This window comes from Streptomyces sp. NPDC002889, assembly GCF_042888425.1.
GTDB lineage: Bacteria > Actinomycetota > Actinomycetes > Streptomycetales > Streptomycetaceae > Streptomyces.
In genome coordinates this window covers 15,088-27,620 of the sequence record NZ_JBIAPT010000037.1, presented here as the reverse complement: position 1 = coordinate 27,620, position 12,533 = coordinate 15,088, and the positions used below count along the sequence as shown (strand labels likewise).

General features: G+C 67.9%; 14 protein-coding genes and 2 pseudogenes. 7 read left to right on the top strand and 9 right to left on the bottom strand.

The window, feature by feature from the left end; genetic code table 11:
- Nucleotides 1-8 precede the first annotated feature (8 nt).
- From ACFYWI_RS35645 to ACFYWI_RS35635, 3 genes are read right to left on the bottom strand one after another with little or no spacing between them, the layout of a single operon-like run.
- On the bottom strand, nucleotides 9-1,073 hold the full coding sequence (locus ACFYWI_RS35645) for an ArsO family NAD(P)H-dependent flavin-containing monooxygenase (protein WP_389239941.1): 1,065 nt from the start codon (nucleotides 1,071-1,073) through the stop codon (nucleotides 9-11).
- Nucleotides 1,070-1,879, bottom strand: coding sequence for an aquaporin (locus ACFYWI_RS35640; RefSeq protein WP_389239940.1), 810 nt, complete (start codon nucleotides 1,877-1,879; stop codon nucleotides 1,070-1,072). The genes ACFYWI_RS35645 and ACFYWI_RS35640 overlap by 4 nt, the downstream gene beginning before the upstream one ends.
- 34 nt (nucleotides 1,880-1,913) lie before the next feature.
- A complete protein-coding gene (locus ACFYWI_RS35635; protein ID WP_389239939.1) occupies nucleotides 1,914-2,228 on the bottom strand; it encodes an ArsR/SmtB family transcription factor in 315 nt (104 codons plus the stop codon).
- 119 nt (nucleotides 2,229-2,347) lie between these two features.
- On the opposite strand from ACFYWI_RS35635, the gene ACFYWI_RS35630 reads away from it, so the two are divergent.
- From ACFYWI_RS35630 to trxA, 3 genes are read left to right on the top strand one after another with little or no spacing between them, the layout of a single operon-like run.
- Nucleotides 2,348-2,761, top strand: a complete 414-nt coding sequence (locus tag ACFYWI_RS35630; RefSeq protein WP_389239938.1) for an arsenate reductase ArsC — start codon at nucleotides 2,348-2,350, stop codon at nucleotides 2,759-2,761.
- On the top strand, nucleotides 2,758-3,750 hold the full coding sequence (trxB, locus tag ACFYWI_RS35625; protein WP_389239937.1) for a thioredoxin-disulfide reductase: 993 nt from the start codon (nucleotides 2,758-2,760) through the stop codon (nucleotides 3,748-3,750). Before ACFYWI_RS35630 ends, trxB begins: the two co-directional genes overlap by 4 nt.
- Before the next feature lie 24 nt (nucleotides 3,751-3,774).
- Nucleotides 3,775-4,101 (top strand): thioredoxin, encoded by a 327-nt coding sequence (trxA, locus tag ACFYWI_RS35620; RefSeq protein ID WP_389239936.1) that lies wholly within the window; start codon nucleotides 3,775-3,777, stop codon nucleotides 4,099-4,101.
- 506 nt (nucleotides 4,102-4,607) lie between these two features.
- Here the strand turns inward: trxA and ACFYWI_RS35615 are convergent.
- Nucleotides 4,608-4,982 carry an ArsR/SmtB family transcription factor gene (locus ACFYWI_RS35615; protein WP_389239935.1) on the bottom strand — a complete coding sequence of 125 codons (375 nt, stop codon included), beginning with the start codon at nucleotides 4,980-4,982 and terminating at the stop codon, nucleotides 4,608-4,610.
- A 168-nt stretch (nucleotides 4,983-5,150) separates the two neighbouring features.
- On the opposite strand from ACFYWI_RS35615, the gene ACFYWI_RS35610 reads away from it, so the two are divergent.
- Nucleotides 5,151-5,837 carry a low molecular weight phosphatase family protein gene (locus ACFYWI_RS35610; RefSeq protein WP_389239934.1) on the top strand — a complete coding sequence of 229 codons (687 nt, stop codon included), beginning with the start codon at nucleotides 5,151-5,153 and terminating at the stop codon, nucleotides 5,835-5,837.
- A gap of 125 nt (nucleotides 5,838-5,962) precedes the next feature.
- On the opposite strand, the gene ACFYWI_RS35605 is transcribed toward ACFYWI_RS35610, so the two are convergent.
- From ACFYWI_RS35605 to ACFYWI_RS35585, 5 genes are all read right to left on the bottom strand, one after another.
- Nucleotides 5,963-6,736, bottom strand: a complete 774-nt coding sequence (locus tag ACFYWI_RS35605; protein WP_389239933.1) for a winged-helix domain-containing protein — start codon at nucleotides 6,734-6,736, stop codon at nucleotides 5,963-5,965.
- Nucleotides 6,737-6,793: 57 nt separating this feature from the next.
- Complete coding sequence (gene pstB / locus ACFYWI_RS35600) at nucleotides 6,794-7,642, bottom strand: phosphate ABC transporter ATP-binding protein PstB (protein ID WP_389239971.1); 849 nt, start codon at nucleotides 7,640-7,642, stop codon at nucleotides 6,794-6,796.
- 62 nt (nucleotides 7,643-7,704) lie between these two features.
- Complete coding sequence (gene pstA, locus ACFYWI_RS35595; protein ID WP_389239932.1) at nucleotides 7,705-8,613, bottom strand: phosphate ABC transporter permease PstA; 909 nt, start codon at nucleotides 8,611-8,613, stop codon at nucleotides 7,705-7,707.
- On the bottom strand, nucleotides 8,610-9,560 hold the full coding sequence (gene pstC, locus ACFYWI_RS35590) for a phosphate ABC transporter permease subunit PstC (protein ID WP_389239931.1): 951 nt from the start codon (nucleotides 9,558-9,560) through the stop codon (nucleotides 8,610-8,612). The genes pstA and pstC overlap by 4 nt, the downstream gene beginning before the upstream one ends.
- Nucleotides 9,557-10,540 carry a PstS family phosphate ABC transporter substrate-binding protein gene (locus ACFYWI_RS35585; RefSeq protein ID WP_389239930.1) on the bottom strand — a complete coding sequence of 328 codons (984 nt, stop codon included), beginning with the start codon at nucleotides 10,538-10,540 and terminating at the stop codon, nucleotides 9,557-9,559. The genes pstC and ACFYWI_RS35585 overlap by 4 nt, the downstream gene beginning before the upstream one ends.
- Before the next feature lie 373 nt (nucleotides 10,541-10,913).
- Between ACFYWI_RS35585 and ACFYWI_RS35580 the strand changes: the two are divergent.
- The 3 genes and pseudogenes from ACFYWI_RS35580 to ACFYWI_RS35570 all read left to right on the top strand — a co-directional run.
- A pseudogene (locus ACFYWI_RS35580) lies at nucleotides 10,914-11,540 on the top strand (alkaline phosphatase PhoX); the annotation flags it as partial.
- 62 nt (nucleotides 11,541-11,602) lie between these two features.
- Nucleotides 11,603-11,902: pseudogene (locus tag ACFYWI_RS35575) on the top strand (SpoIIE family protein phosphatase); the annotation flags it as partial.
- A gap of 81 nt (nucleotides 11,903-11,983) precedes the next feature.
- Complete coding sequence (locus ACFYWI_RS35570) at nucleotides 11,984-12,514, top strand: MarR family winged helix-turn-helix transcriptional regulator (protein ID WP_389239929.1); 531 nt, start codon at nucleotides 11,984-11,986, stop codon at nucleotides 12,512-12,514.
- Nucleotides 12,515-12,533: the final 19 nt, after the last annotated feature.

The window sequence follows — 12,533 nt, the reverse complement described above, 5'->3', positions numbered from 1 at the left end:
CGCCGGGGTCAGTGTCCGGAGGCGAGCAGGGCCGAGATCTCACGGGCCGCGTCGCGAGCCGGGCGGCCGACGCCGATGAGCGTGGCGGAAGCCGGGCCGGTCCAGTCGCCGTAGCCAAGCAGGTGGAGGCGGGGCTCGCCCACGGCGCGGGTGCCCGCCGTGGGGACATGGCCGCGGGGTCCGCGCAGGCCGAGCGGTGCGAGGTGGGACAGCACCGGGCGGAAGCCGGTGCACCAGATGACCGCGTCCGCCTCCGCTGTGGTGCCATCGGCCCAGGCGACGCCGTGGCGGGTGAGCCGGGCGAACATCGGTGACCACTTGAGCAGTCCGGCGTCACGGGCCTGACGTACGGGCGGTACGGCGACGATGTCACCGAGCGAGGCGACTCCGCCGGCGTCCGAGCTGCCCTCGTCGAGGGCCCGGCGGCGCGCTGTGGCCACGTCGAAGAGGACTCGGCCGTCGATGTCGTCGGCGAGGAAGCGCGGTTCGCGCTGGGTGGCCCAGGTCAGTTCGGTGTCGTACGCGAGGTCGGCGGCGATCTGGGCGCCGGAGTTGCCGCCGCCGACCACGACCACGCGCCGGCCCGCGAACTCCTGAGGATTGCGGTACTCCACCGTGTGAAGCTGAACTCCCTGGAAGACCGAACGGCCGGGAACAGTGGGCAGGAAGGGACGCGACCAGGTGCCGGTGGCGCTGATGACGGCGCGCGCCCGCCACGAGCCGTTGTCGGTCTCGACGCGCAGGAAGGCGCCGTCACGGTGTACGGCATGTGCGCGTACACCGTGCTGGATCGGCAGCTCGTAGCGCTTCTCGTAGTCGGCGAGATAGTCGACGACGTGCTGGGCGCCGGGGTAGGCCTCGCCGGGCTGGGGCGGCATGAGACGACCGGGCAGCGAGGAGTACGCGGCCGGGGAGAACAGACGCAGCGAATCCCAGGTGTGCTGCCAGGCGCCGCCCGGCGTGGACTGCGCGTCCAGGACGACGAAGTCCACGCCGAGGCGGCGCAGGTGGTAGCCGGCGGCGAGCCCGGACTGGCCCCCGCCGATGACCACCACCTGCGTCTGCTGTGTCATGCGCCGTGCTGCGTCCCAGCGTCCCGGCCGCGCATGAAGATGAGCGCTACCAGAGCCAGGCCCACCACTGCGCCGGCGAGTTGGGCTCCGACGAAGCCCGGCACGGATGCGGGAGCGATGCCGGCGAAGGTGTCGGTGAAGGCGCGTCCGACCGTCACCGCCGGGTTGGCGAAGGAGGTGGACGAGGTGAACCAGTAGGCCGCGCCGATGTACGAGGCGACGGCGACCGGAGCGAAGCGCAGCTGGTCGGTGCGGGCCAGGCCGAAGATCAGCAGGATGAGTCCGGCGGTGGCGACGACCTCGCCGAGCAGCAGGTTTCCTGCCGAGCGCTCGTGCGTGGACCACTGCACCAGCGGTTCGCCGAACATGGCATCGGCCAGCACGGCGCCGACGATCGCACCGATCACCTGCGCGGGGACGTACACGGCCGCCTCGCGGGCGGTGACGCCCGCACCTGTGCGCCGGGCGGTCCACCACTCGGCCAGGGTGACGGTCGGGTTGAAGTGCGCGCCGGAGACCGGGCCGAGCAGGAGGATGAGTACGCCGAGGCCGAAGACCGTGGCGATGGAGTTGGCCAGCAGCTGGAGGCCGACGTCCTGCGTCAGTTCGGTGGCCTGGATGCCGGAGCCCACCACGACGGCGACGAGGGCTGCGGTACCGACCAGTTCGGCAGCAGCCCGGGCGATGAGCGGGGTGCGGGGCAAAGTAGCGCCCGGCGCCGGTTGCGGTTCAGTGACCGCGGCTATGCGGGAATCCGCTGTGGTCTCGGCAGCCGTTCGGGGAGAAGCGGCCTCGGTGGCGCTCAACTGGACTCCTTGCAGTTGCGACAGTGCGCGGTGATCAGGGACAGGACCGCTTGAGGTTCGCCTCGGCGCTGGCGCGCGCAGTCTCCGCGAGGTCGGCGAACCGACCGGCAAGCGAAGCGATGACCTCCGGGCGGAGCCGGTAGTAGGTGAACCGGCCGCACGGCTCGGTCTCCACGACCCCCGCCTCGCGCAGCACCTTCAGATGGTTGGAGAGATTGGTCTGCCGCGCACCCGTCTCCTCCACGAGGTGACTGGTACAGAGCGTCTCTTTGGCGAGCAGGGTCACGATCTGGAGCCTGAGCGGGTCGGCCAGAACCCGAATCAGCTCAGTGTCGACTGACGTCATCATGGGCTGATACTCTCACATCAGTGGCTCCTGACGCCACCAGGTGCTGACGTCAATCGTGCCTGATACAACCCCGCGTGACGTGGCAAGACACCGCTCGCGAGACAAGAGAGAGACCTCCGATGGCCGAGAAGCCCTCCGTCCTGTTCGTCTGTGTCCACAACGCCGGCCGCTCCCAGATGGCCGCCGCGTGGCTGACCCACCTGGCCGGGGACCGCGTCGAGGTCCGCTCGGCCGGCTCGGCGCCTGCCGACCAGGTCAACCCGGCCGCCGTCGAGGCCATGCGCGAGGTCGGAATCGACATCGCCGCCGAAATGCCCAAGATCCTCACGGTGGACGCGGTCAAGGCCTCTGACGTCTGCATCACGATGGGCTGCGGCGACACCTGCCCGGTCTTCCCCGGCAAGCGGTACCTGGACTGGACTCTGGAAGACCCGGCAGGGCAGGGCGTCGAGGCCGTACGCCCGATCCGTGACGAGATCAAGAAGCTCGTCGAGGGCCTGATCGAGGAGATCGCCCCGGAGAAGAGCGCATGAGCGCAAGCGCGAACGACGTCCGGAACGTCATCGTCATCGGCTCCGGACCCGCCGGCTACACCGCCGCCCTTTACACCGCGCGCGCCAACCTCGACCCCCTCGTCTTCGGCGGAGGGATCTTCGTCGGTGGCTCGCTCACCACGACCACCGAGGTCGAGAACTTCCCCGGCTTCCCCGAGGGCGTCGATGGTCCCGTTCTCATGGAGAACATGCGGGCCCAGGCCGAGCGCTTCGGTGCCGAGATCGTCGAGGACGACGTCGTCTCGGTCGATCTCACCGGGGACATCAAGAAAGTCACCGACTCCGCCGGAACGGTGCACCGGGCCAAGGCCGTGATCGTTGCGACCGGCTCCGGCTACCGAAAGCTCGGCCTGCCGAACGAGGAAGAGCTGTCCGGCCGGGGCGTGTCCTGGTGCGCCACCTGTGACGGCTTCTTCTTCCGCGACCGCGACATCGTCGTGGTCGGCGGCGGGGACACCGCCATGGAGGAGGCCACCTTCCTCACCCGGTTCGCCAGGTCGGTGACCGTCGTCCACCGCCGCTCCACGCTGCGGGCCTCCCAGGTCATGCAGAACCGTGCCTTCGCCGATGACAAGATCTCCTTCGCGTTCGACAGTGAGATCGCCGAGATCCAGGCAGAGGGCGGCATGCTCTCCGGCGTGAGTCTGCGCGACACCTTCACCGGCAAGACGCGCGACCTCGAGGCGTCCGGCCTGTTCATCGCCATCGGCCACGACCCGCGCACCGAGATCTTCCAGGGCCAGCTGGACCTGGACGACGAGGGCTACCTCAAGGTCGAGGCCCCCTCCACGCGCACGAACATCCCTGGCGTCTTCGGCGCGGGCGACGTGGTCGACCACACCTACCGCCAGGCCATCACCGCCGCCGGAACCGGCTGCGCAGCTGCCCTCGACGCCGAGCGGTATCTCGCCGCGCTCGCCGACAGCGCCAAGGCCTCAGAACCGGCGATGGCCCCGGCCGCCGTCTGACCCCATCCGCAGGAGGAGGCCGCCATGGCTCTCAAGAACGTGACCGACGACTCCTTCGAGTCGGCGGTCCTCAAGAGCAGCAAGCCCGTGCTCGTCGACTTCTGGGCGCCCTGGTGCGGACCGTGCCGCCAGCTCGCCCCGTCGCTGGAGGCCATCGCCGCCGAGCACGGCGAGAGCATCGAGATCGTCAAGCTCAACATCGACGAGAACCCCGAAACCGCTGCCAAGTACGGCGTGATGTCCGTCCCGACGATGCACATCCACGTCGGCGGCGAGATCATCCAGACCTTCGTCGGCGCCAAGCCGAAGGCCGCTCTCGAGCGCGAACTCGCCGACCATCTGGGCGCGTAGCGCCACATCTGCCTGTCTCGCGCAAGGGTGTTGAATCCTGGCCCGGCTCCGCCGTGTTCCCCACGCGGCGGAGCCGGGGCCCTTCCGCGGCACCTCAAGCCGGGCGGGAAGCACCAAACCCACCTGGTGCTGGGCGTTGCCATCGGCCGACGATGCGACACCGACGGCAGCTCGGCGTGCTGTTGCCCCGATCGACCCCCGGTTCACAGAAGGAAGACCCAATGACGCCGCTCCCGCGCCGCGAAACGCCGCCCTCGGTGCGACGGTGACGGCCGGCGGACTCCTCCTGGGCATACGCGGGCTCGCGGCGACTCGGCGGCACGAAGGTGGCCGCATCTTCGCGGGCCCGAGCGGAGGATTGCGGCGCAACGTGTTCGGGTGCTGTAGGCCTTCCCGGAAGCTGACCATGCGTTGCACCGGCTGCTGGCCGGGCGAGTCCGGGGTTCGCAAGAACAGGGGGAGGCGCGGCAGCGACGTTCGCAGCTGCGCCGTCGCGTGACCGGCAGTCAGGCGCTGGAAGGCTCGAGGATTTCCCGTACGCGGCGCAGACCCTCGTGGTTCACAGAGAACCAGGCCCATGTCCCGCGCCGCTCGCGGTCCAGAAGGCCAGCCTCGGTCATGATCTTCAGGTGGTGGCTGACCGTAGGCTGCCGCAGTCCGAGGCAGTCGGTCAGGTCACACACGCACACCTCACCGGCAGGCGCCCGCTCGATCAGGCGCAGGATCTGGAGCCTGGTGGGGTCGGCGATGGCCTTGAGCATGTCGGCGAGGCGCTGCGCCTCATCGCGGTCGATGAGCAGGCACGACAGGTGGGATCCGCAGGCCTCCGCCTCGGTCTCGCCCACCGCCGCTTCGGATGCGCCGATTGCAGTGATAGCCATCTATTCACCATAAGGGCCGCTCGGGTGGGCCAACGCATGTTCGAAGGCCGCCCCCTCCGCTGTTCACCAAGCGTTCACTTTTGATGCGGCCTATTCAGCATATAGACACTCGCCTATGATCGGTGGTGGAGGAGGCTATGGCACCTTCCGGTTCTGAGGAGTCGCCCGATGGATGAGCAGACCCCAATCGGCCCTTCAACGCCCCCGCTGCGGGACAGCCGCGCCGTGCTGGGACGCATCTCGGACAAACTCTCCGCCCGCTACAGCCGTGCGTTCTCGCGTGCAACGGTGACGCAGTACGTCGAGGAGTGCTCCGACATGCTCGGGAGTCGGGCCCGCGTCGGCACACACCTGCCGGTCCTGATCGAACGCTTCGCCGACCAGCGGCTGGGAGCCCTCGCCCGCGGGCTCGGTCTGTCGCCGAAGCCGGTCCCCGAGGTGCTCTTCGTCTGTACGGAGAATGCGGGCCGCTCTCAGTTGGCCGCCGCGCTCATGCGCCATCACGCGAAGGGCGGGGTGCGCGTGCTCACCGCGGGCTCCGACCCGGGTGCGCGGATCGCCCCGATTGTGCGGCAGCTGCTGGCCGAGCGGAAGCTGACGACGGGCGAGGAATTCCCCAAGCCCCTGACCGCGGAGGTCGTCACCGCCGCCGACGTCGTGGTGACCCTCGGCTGTGGCGACGCCTGCCCTGTGCGTCCTGGCCGCCGCTACCTCGACTGGGATCTGCCCGACCTGAGCGGCCTGGACATCGAGAGCGCCCGGTCCGTAGGGGACGCACTCGACACGCGCATCGGCCTGCTCACACAGGAACTGCTTGTGGCACAGACGCCGCGGACCGGGACCTCACGCAACTGACCGCAAGGAATCACCGAGCACGCTGTTCAAAGCCTGAACCGGCCGACGGGTTGCACCGCCATGCGCCCGCCGGCCGGAGTCTTGTAGTTCGACCGCCCGCCCGCGAAGGAACAGCCGGGCCACAGCTATGTCGCCGGGGCCGTGCGGGAAGAGCCGGAGCTCGCGACTCCCTTGGGGCTGCACTCCAGGCGGTAGCCCATGCCACGGATGGCGTCGATGGTGCAGCAGCTGCCGGAGCCCTCGCGGAGCCGGTTGCGGACGCGGCGGACATGGACGGTAAGGCTGTTGCTGTCCAGTGTTTCCACACCCCACAGGGCCTTCGTCAGTTCGGCCCGGCTGACCACGCGGTTGGCGTGCTCCATCAGATAGCGCAACAGCATGAATTCACGGACGGGCAACTGCAGGGAGCGTTGCCGTACATAGACGTGAAACCCCGCGGGATCAAGCTCAATGTCACCGACCACCAGGGTCCGGACAGCACCACCGTTCATGCGGCCGGACATGAGCAGCGGCACTATCTCTTCGGCCCGGTAGGGGCGGGCCACGAAGGCCACGGCACCGGCGGCGACTGCTGCGGTGGCCTCGGCAGCTCCGTCGGGGCCCGCTCCGACGATGACCGGCACCGGATGGAGCCGCGCGATCAGTGCGGTGACCGTGGCCGCGCCGACCACCGGCAGCGGTGCGCCGAGCAGCACCGCGCGCGGGTGGTGGGCGCCGACCTGCAGCAGGGCCTCGGCGCCGTCGCGGCAGACGATGATCCTCACACCCGCGCTCTCGAACCGGGCGCTGGCCTCAGCGGCCAGGGCCTCGTCCGGTTCTGCAAGCAGCAGATCAGGGATGGTGCCGTCTTCTGGGCCGCCAGCGGAAGTGGCCGGCGGCCGGTGTGCGTCGGGTGTCACCCGGGTTACTCCTTCACGTGATGCGCGCAAAGGGATGAGCGTCGGACTGGGGGTCTGTCAGCCGAAGCGGCCGGAGATGTAGTCCTCGGTGCGCTGGTCGGAGGGGTTGCTGAAGATCCGGGCCGTCTCGTCGTACTCGACCAGCCGTCCGTGACGTACGCCGCTGTCGTCGATGTCCGCGGTGAAGAAGGCGGTGCGGTGTGAAACGCGTGCGGCCTGCTGCATGTTGTGCGTGACGACGATGATGGTGAACTCCTGGGACAGCTGCTCCATGAGGTCTTCGATCTTGGCGGTGGCGATCGGGTCCAGGGCCGAGCAGGGCTCGTCCATGAGGATCACCTCGGGCTTGACCGCGATGGTGCGCGCGATGCAGAGCCGCTGCTGCTGGCCGCCGGACAGCGCGAGCGCGGAGGTCTTGAGTTTGTCCTTGACCTCGTCCCACAGCGCGGCGTGCGTGAGGGTCTCCTCGACGAGGTCGTCGAGATTGTCCTTGAAGCCGGAAACCCTTGGTCCGTAGGCGATGTTGTCGTAGATCGACTTCGGGAACGGGTTGGGCTTCTGGAAGACCATGCCGATCCGTCGGCGGACCTCGATGGGGTCGACGTCGCGGCCGTACAGATCCTCATTGTGGTACCGGACCTTGCCCGCCACGCGGGCGGTGGGCACGAGGTCGTTCATGCGGTTGAAGCAGCGCAGGACGGTCGACTTGCCGCAGCCGGACGGTCCGATCATTGCGGTGATCTGACGGTGCCCGATGTTCATGTTGACGTCGCGGACGGCTTCATGGTCGCCGTAGAAGACCGAAAGGCTCCCTACTTCGAAGACCGGGCTGGCCAGGGAGGGGGCGTCGCGGTAGTTGACCTGCGGGGTCCGGGTGCCGCCGGTGGCGTCGGAGGGAGGGGTCATGGCGGTCTCCTGCGGAGAGTCGGCGGGCAGTTCGAGCTGGTCGGTAGCCGAAGTCATGGCGGTCACCACTTGCGGCTGTAGCGGTTGCGGAGCCAGATGGCCACGGAGTTCATCGCCAGCAGGATCACCAGGAGAATGACGATCGCGGCGGAGGCGAGTGCGGTGAACTCGGCACGGGACTGGCTGATCCAGTTGAAGATCTGAATCGGGAGGACGGTGAACTGGCTCTGCACGCCAGTGGGGTTGAACGTGATGAACGTCAGCCCGCCCAGCAGCAGCAGAGGCGCGGCCTCTCCGATCGCGCGGGACAGGGCCAGGATCGATCCGGTTGCCATGCCGGGCACCGCAGCGGGAAGGACCTGGCGCCGGATGGTCTGCCACTGAGTGGCGCCCAGCGCGAGCGAGGCTTGACGGATCGACTGCGGCACCGCCCGGATCGCCTCCCGTGAGGAGATGATCACCACCGGCAACACCAGCAGCGACAGCGTCAGCGAGGCGGTCAGGACGGTCTGGCCGAAGCCCAGGCCGCGGGAAATGACTCCCAGCCCGAGGATGCCGTAGACGATCGATGGCACCGCTGCCAGGTTCTGGATGTTGATCTCGATCGCGCGGTTCCACCACCGGTCGGGATCGGCGTACTCCTCCAGGTAGATCGCGGTGAGGATGCCGGTCGGCAGGCAATACAGCGCGGTGAAGCCGATGACCCAGACCGTGCCCATGATCGCGGACTGCGCGCCGGCATTCGACGGGTCGATGATGTCGGGGAAGTTCGTCCAGATCCGCGGGTCCAGGCGCGGCCAGCCCTCGACGACGACGTAGGTGAGCAGCGAGGCAAGGAAGACCACGCCCACGGCCAGTGACGTCCAGAGGCTGAGTTGGAAGAACCGTTCACGCCACGGGATACCCCGGCCCTTGAGCCTGGGGGCCTCCGGAACGTCCCTCACGGGGTCGCGTTCGATGACGGCACTCATTCGTACACCTCGCGGTACTTGCGCACGAGACGGATGCTCAGCAGGTTCATCACCAGCGTCATCACAAAGAGCAGAGAGCCCACCGCGAAGATCGTCTGGTATCCGATGGAGCCGGTGGGCAGGTCGCCGATGCCCGCCGCGGCAATGAACGCAGTCATTGTCTGCATGCCCTCAAGCGGGTCGAAGGAAAGATTGGGGCGCCCGCCTGCTGCGATGGCCACGATCATCGTCTCGCCCAGCGCCCGGGAGATGCCCAGCACAACGGCGGCGACAATGCCTGAGAGGGCCGCCGGGAACACCACGCGCGTGGAGACCTGCATCCGCGAGGACCCCAGGGCAAACGCGCCGTCGCGCAGGGCGCGCGGCACCGCACTCATCGAGTCCTCGGCGAGCGAGGCGATCGTCGGGATGATCATGACGCCCATGACGAAGCCGGCTGCCAGGGCGTTGAAGACCTGCGGGCCCTCACCTCCCGGCCAGATGTCCTGGAGCAGTGGCGTGATGGCCTTCAGCGCGAAGAAGCCGTAGACGACAGTGGGAATGCCCGCGAGGACTTCCAGCATCGGCTTGAAGAACTTCCGCACCCGCGGGTTGGCGTACTCGCTCAAGTACACGGCCGCGCCCAGGCCCAGCGGCACAGCCACGAGCAGCGCGATCAACGTGACCATGAGAGTGCCGGTCACCAGCGGGATGACACCGAAGGAAGGCGGCTTGAACAGCGGCGACCAGTCGGTCCCGATGATGAATTCCCCGAAGTTCACCTTCCCGAAGAAAGTGATCGCCGGTGGGATCAGGGCGATGACGATGCCGATCGTCGTCATCACCGAGACCAGCGAGGCGGCCACCAGCAGGACCTTGATGGCCTTCTCGCCGTGACGCGGCTGGGACCGCTTCAGGAAGCCGGGGCTTCCTGAAGCGGCCCGCCGCCCAGAGATGGAGGAACTCATGACTTGTGCTGCGCCTTGAGGGTCTCGAGGTCCTTCTTCAGCTCGGTCTCCTGCGTCGCGTTCAGCGGCACGAACTGGGACTTCTTGGCGATGTCGGCGTTGTTCTCGACGTAGAACTCGACGAAGGCCTCGACTTCCTTCTTATCCAGGGAAGTCGCCTTCGGGTAGATGAACAGCGGGCGGGAGAGCGGCTTGTAGCTGCCGTCCTGCACGGTCTCCACGGTCGGGGCGACGCAGCCGTCGCCGCCGTCGATCTTCAGAGCCTTGAGCTTGTCCTTGTTCTCCTCGTAGTAGGAGAGACCGAAGTAGCCCAGGCCGCCCTTGGAGCCCGAGACGCCCTGGACGGTGACGTTGTCGTCCTCGCTCGGGCTGTAGTCGGTGCGGGAAGCACCCTCTTCGCCGTTGATCGCGTCGGTGAAGTAGTCGAAGGTGCCCGAGTCGGTGCCGGCGCCGAACAGCTCCAGTTTCTGGTTCGGGAACTTCGGGTCGACCTGGTTCCAGTTGTTGACCTTGGACTTGGGCTCCCAGATCTTCTTCAGCTGCTCGACGGTCAGGCAGTCGACGAAGTCGTTGTCCTTGCTCACCACGACGGACAGACCGTCGTTGGCGATCGTGAGCTCCTCGAACTTGATGCCCTTCTTCTCGCACGCCGCCTTCTCTTCGTCCTTGATCGGACGGGAGGCGTCGGAGATGTCGGTCTCGCCGGCACAGAACTTCTCGAAACCGCCACCGGTCCCGGACGTGCCGACCGTGACCTTGACTCCGGAGTTCTTGGCCTGGAAGAGCTGAGCCGCTGCGGTGCTCAGCGGCGCGACCGTGCTGGAGCCGTCGACCTTGATGGTCCCCGCCAGCTTGTCGCCGCTCTCACCACTACTGGAGCCGCCGGCGTCGGCGCCGCCGCACGCGCTCGCGGCCAGCATCACAACAGCCGTCAGAGCCAAGGGAGCCTTGGCCCGGCGCAACGAAGTGGAAATGTTCACGACTCTCGACCCTCGTGTCTGCCGGGTAGCTCCCGGCTGTCTGGATCAGGTGCGCAGCGCGCTCCGTTCGGACACCTGGATCGAAGCTCGCCTATATGAACAAGGGGTGTACGAGGGCCCCACCAAGCATGAACGATAGCGGGTTATCTATATAGATGGATCTTGTTCTTATGTGCTGCACGTGGCATTCAATCCGTCACCATGCAGCCGAAGGCTCGCCCCGTTGACAGGAGCGTGCGTTTGAAGTGAACGAAGCGGCCTCCATGGAAGCGCGCTCGCTCGGACGCGACCTCGCAGAGTTCGATCGGAGTTCACCGTTCATCCCCATCCGGTCGGACTGGGCGCCCCTAGCGTCACAGATCGACAGTCACCTATGTCCGGGCGGCTTGCGGCCGCCCAGTCCCCTCGACTCCGCGTGGAGGAACCCGTGCCCGACGACCGCTCGAACGGTGCTGAACTGCCCGTACTGGCCGACCACAACACCACCCGGTCCGCACTGACGTGCCGCTACCGGTGTGGCAGCGCCTGCTCCCACGATGCTCCAAACCGCTCCCTCAATACCTACTTCGGTGACGTAGTCCAGCACGCAATGTCCCGCAGAGGCGTACTCAAAGGGACCACGGTCCTCGCCCTGGCCGCCTCCGCCGGCGGCCTGACGGCAACGGCTGCCGCAGCCCCTGCGGAATCCGACCGCACGACGGGCGGACCGCTGCCGCGGGGCCTGCGCTTCGAGCCAGTGCCGCCGAACACCGCAGACGCCGTAACCGTGCCGCCCGGTTATGCGCAGCAGATCGTCATTCGCTGGGGGGACCCCGTACTCCACGGCGCGCCGCGCTTCGACCCGCGCCGCCAGAGCGCGAAGGCCCAGGGCCGGCAGTTCGGCTACAACTGCGACTACATGGCGCTGCTGGGCCTCCCCCGTCGTCACGGTCACCAGCTGCTCGTGGTCAACCACGAGTACACCAACGAAGAGATCATGTTCTACGGGTACGACCCTGCCAACCCCACCCGCGAGCAGGTCGAGACCGCCTGGGCCGCACACGGTCTGACCGTTCTCGTGGCGGCGCCGCGCATTTTGCCGAGCCGCCCCGCAACGCGCTCCCACTCGGCCTGGGGATACACAGCATGGGCGGCCCGGAGCCGTACGCGGCGGATTTCACTCCCGGGGACCAGCTCCTGCTGTACACCGACGGTGTCACCGAAGCCAGGGACCGTGCGAACCGCTTCTACCCGCTCGACGAGCGGGCTGTCCTGCTCGAGAACCCGGACCCCGAGGCGGCTCTCCGGACGTTGCGCGAGGACCTGGTCCAGCACGTCGAGGGGCCCCTCCACGACGACGCAGCGATGCTGCTGCTGCGATACCACGTCAGTGGTGACGGGCCGAGGCCGGCGGGCGACGGGGGCGGAGACCGCGCAGCAGCCGGGCACGATAGAAAAGGGGGCATGACCGAGAGAGCACAGTCCGCGGAGAGCGCCGGCGACGTCGACGCGGTGACCCGTGCCGTGCTGACCGCGTCCCGCCTGCTGGTGGCTGTCTCCGCACGCTCCCTTGCCGCCGTGGAGGACCGGGTAACGCTGCCCCAGTTCCGTCTGCTGGTGGTGTTGTCCACTCATGGGTCGGCCAAGCTGGTGGTGCTCGCAGAACTGCTCGGAGTGAACCCTTCGACAGCGACGCGCATGATCGACCGGATGGTCGCAGCGGGCCTGGCAGACTGGCACATCAATCCCGACAACCGGCGTGAGACCGTGCTGCAGCTCACGCACGAAGGCCGCAGGCTCGTCGACGACGTCACGGCCAGGCGCCGCCGGGAGATCGCATCGATCGTGGAGCGCCTCGCCCCGGGTCAACGCGCCGCGCTGATCGAGGCGCTCACCACATTCACCCGGGCCGGCGGAGAACCCGACGCAACTGTCGAGGACGGCGGCATCCACCCCCTGGGCTGGCCCGATGCCCCCTTGCAGCAGGGCAGTTGAACCACCCTTTGGGCAGGTC

Bases quoted from the DNA above. Each gene is read 5' to 3' on its own strand.
- ACFYWI_RS35645 (WP_389239941.1), bottom strand. From the start codon at position 1,073: ATGACACAGCAGACGCAGGTGGTGGTCATCGGCGGGGGCCAGTCCGGG.
- ACFYWI_RS35635 (WP_389239939.1), bottom strand. From the start codon at position 2,228: ATGATGACGTCAGTCGACACTGAGCTGATTCGGGTTCTGGCCGACCCG.
- ACFYWI_RS35630 (WP_389239938.1), top strand. From the start codon at position 2,348: ATGGCCGAGAAGCCCTCCGTCCTGTTCGTCTGTGTCCACAACGCCGGC.
- trxB (WP_389239937.1), top strand. From the start codon at position 2,758: ATGAGCGCAAGCGCGAACGACGTCCGGAACGTCATCGTCATCGGCTCC.
- trxA (WP_389239936.1), top strand. From the start codon at position 3,775: ATGGCTCTCAAGAACGTGACCGACGACTCCTTCGAGTCGGCGGTCCTC.
- ACFYWI_RS35615 (WP_389239935.1), bottom strand. From the start codon at position 4,982: ATGGCTATCACTGCAATCGGCGCATCCGAAGCGGCGGTGGGCGAGACC.
- ACFYWI_RS35610 (WP_389239934.1), top strand. From the start codon at position 5,151: ATGGATGAGCAGACCCCAATCGGCCCTTCAACGCCCCCGCTGCGGGAC.
- pstB (WP_389239971.1), bottom strand. From the start codon at position 7,642: ATGACCCCTCCCTCCGACGCCACCGGCGGCACCCGGACCCCGCAGGTC.
- pstA (WP_389239932.1), bottom strand. From the start codon at position 8,613: ATGAGTGCCGTCATCGAACGCGACCCCGTGAGGGACGTTCCGGAGGCC.
- pstC (WP_389239931.1), bottom strand. From the start codon at position 9,560: ATGAGTTCCTCCATCTCTGGGCGGCGGGCCGCTTCAGGAAGCCCCGGC.
- ACFYWI_RS35570 (WP_389239929.1), top strand. From the start codon at position 11,984: ATGACCGAGAGAGCACAGTCCGCGGAGAGCGCCGGCGACGTCGACGCG.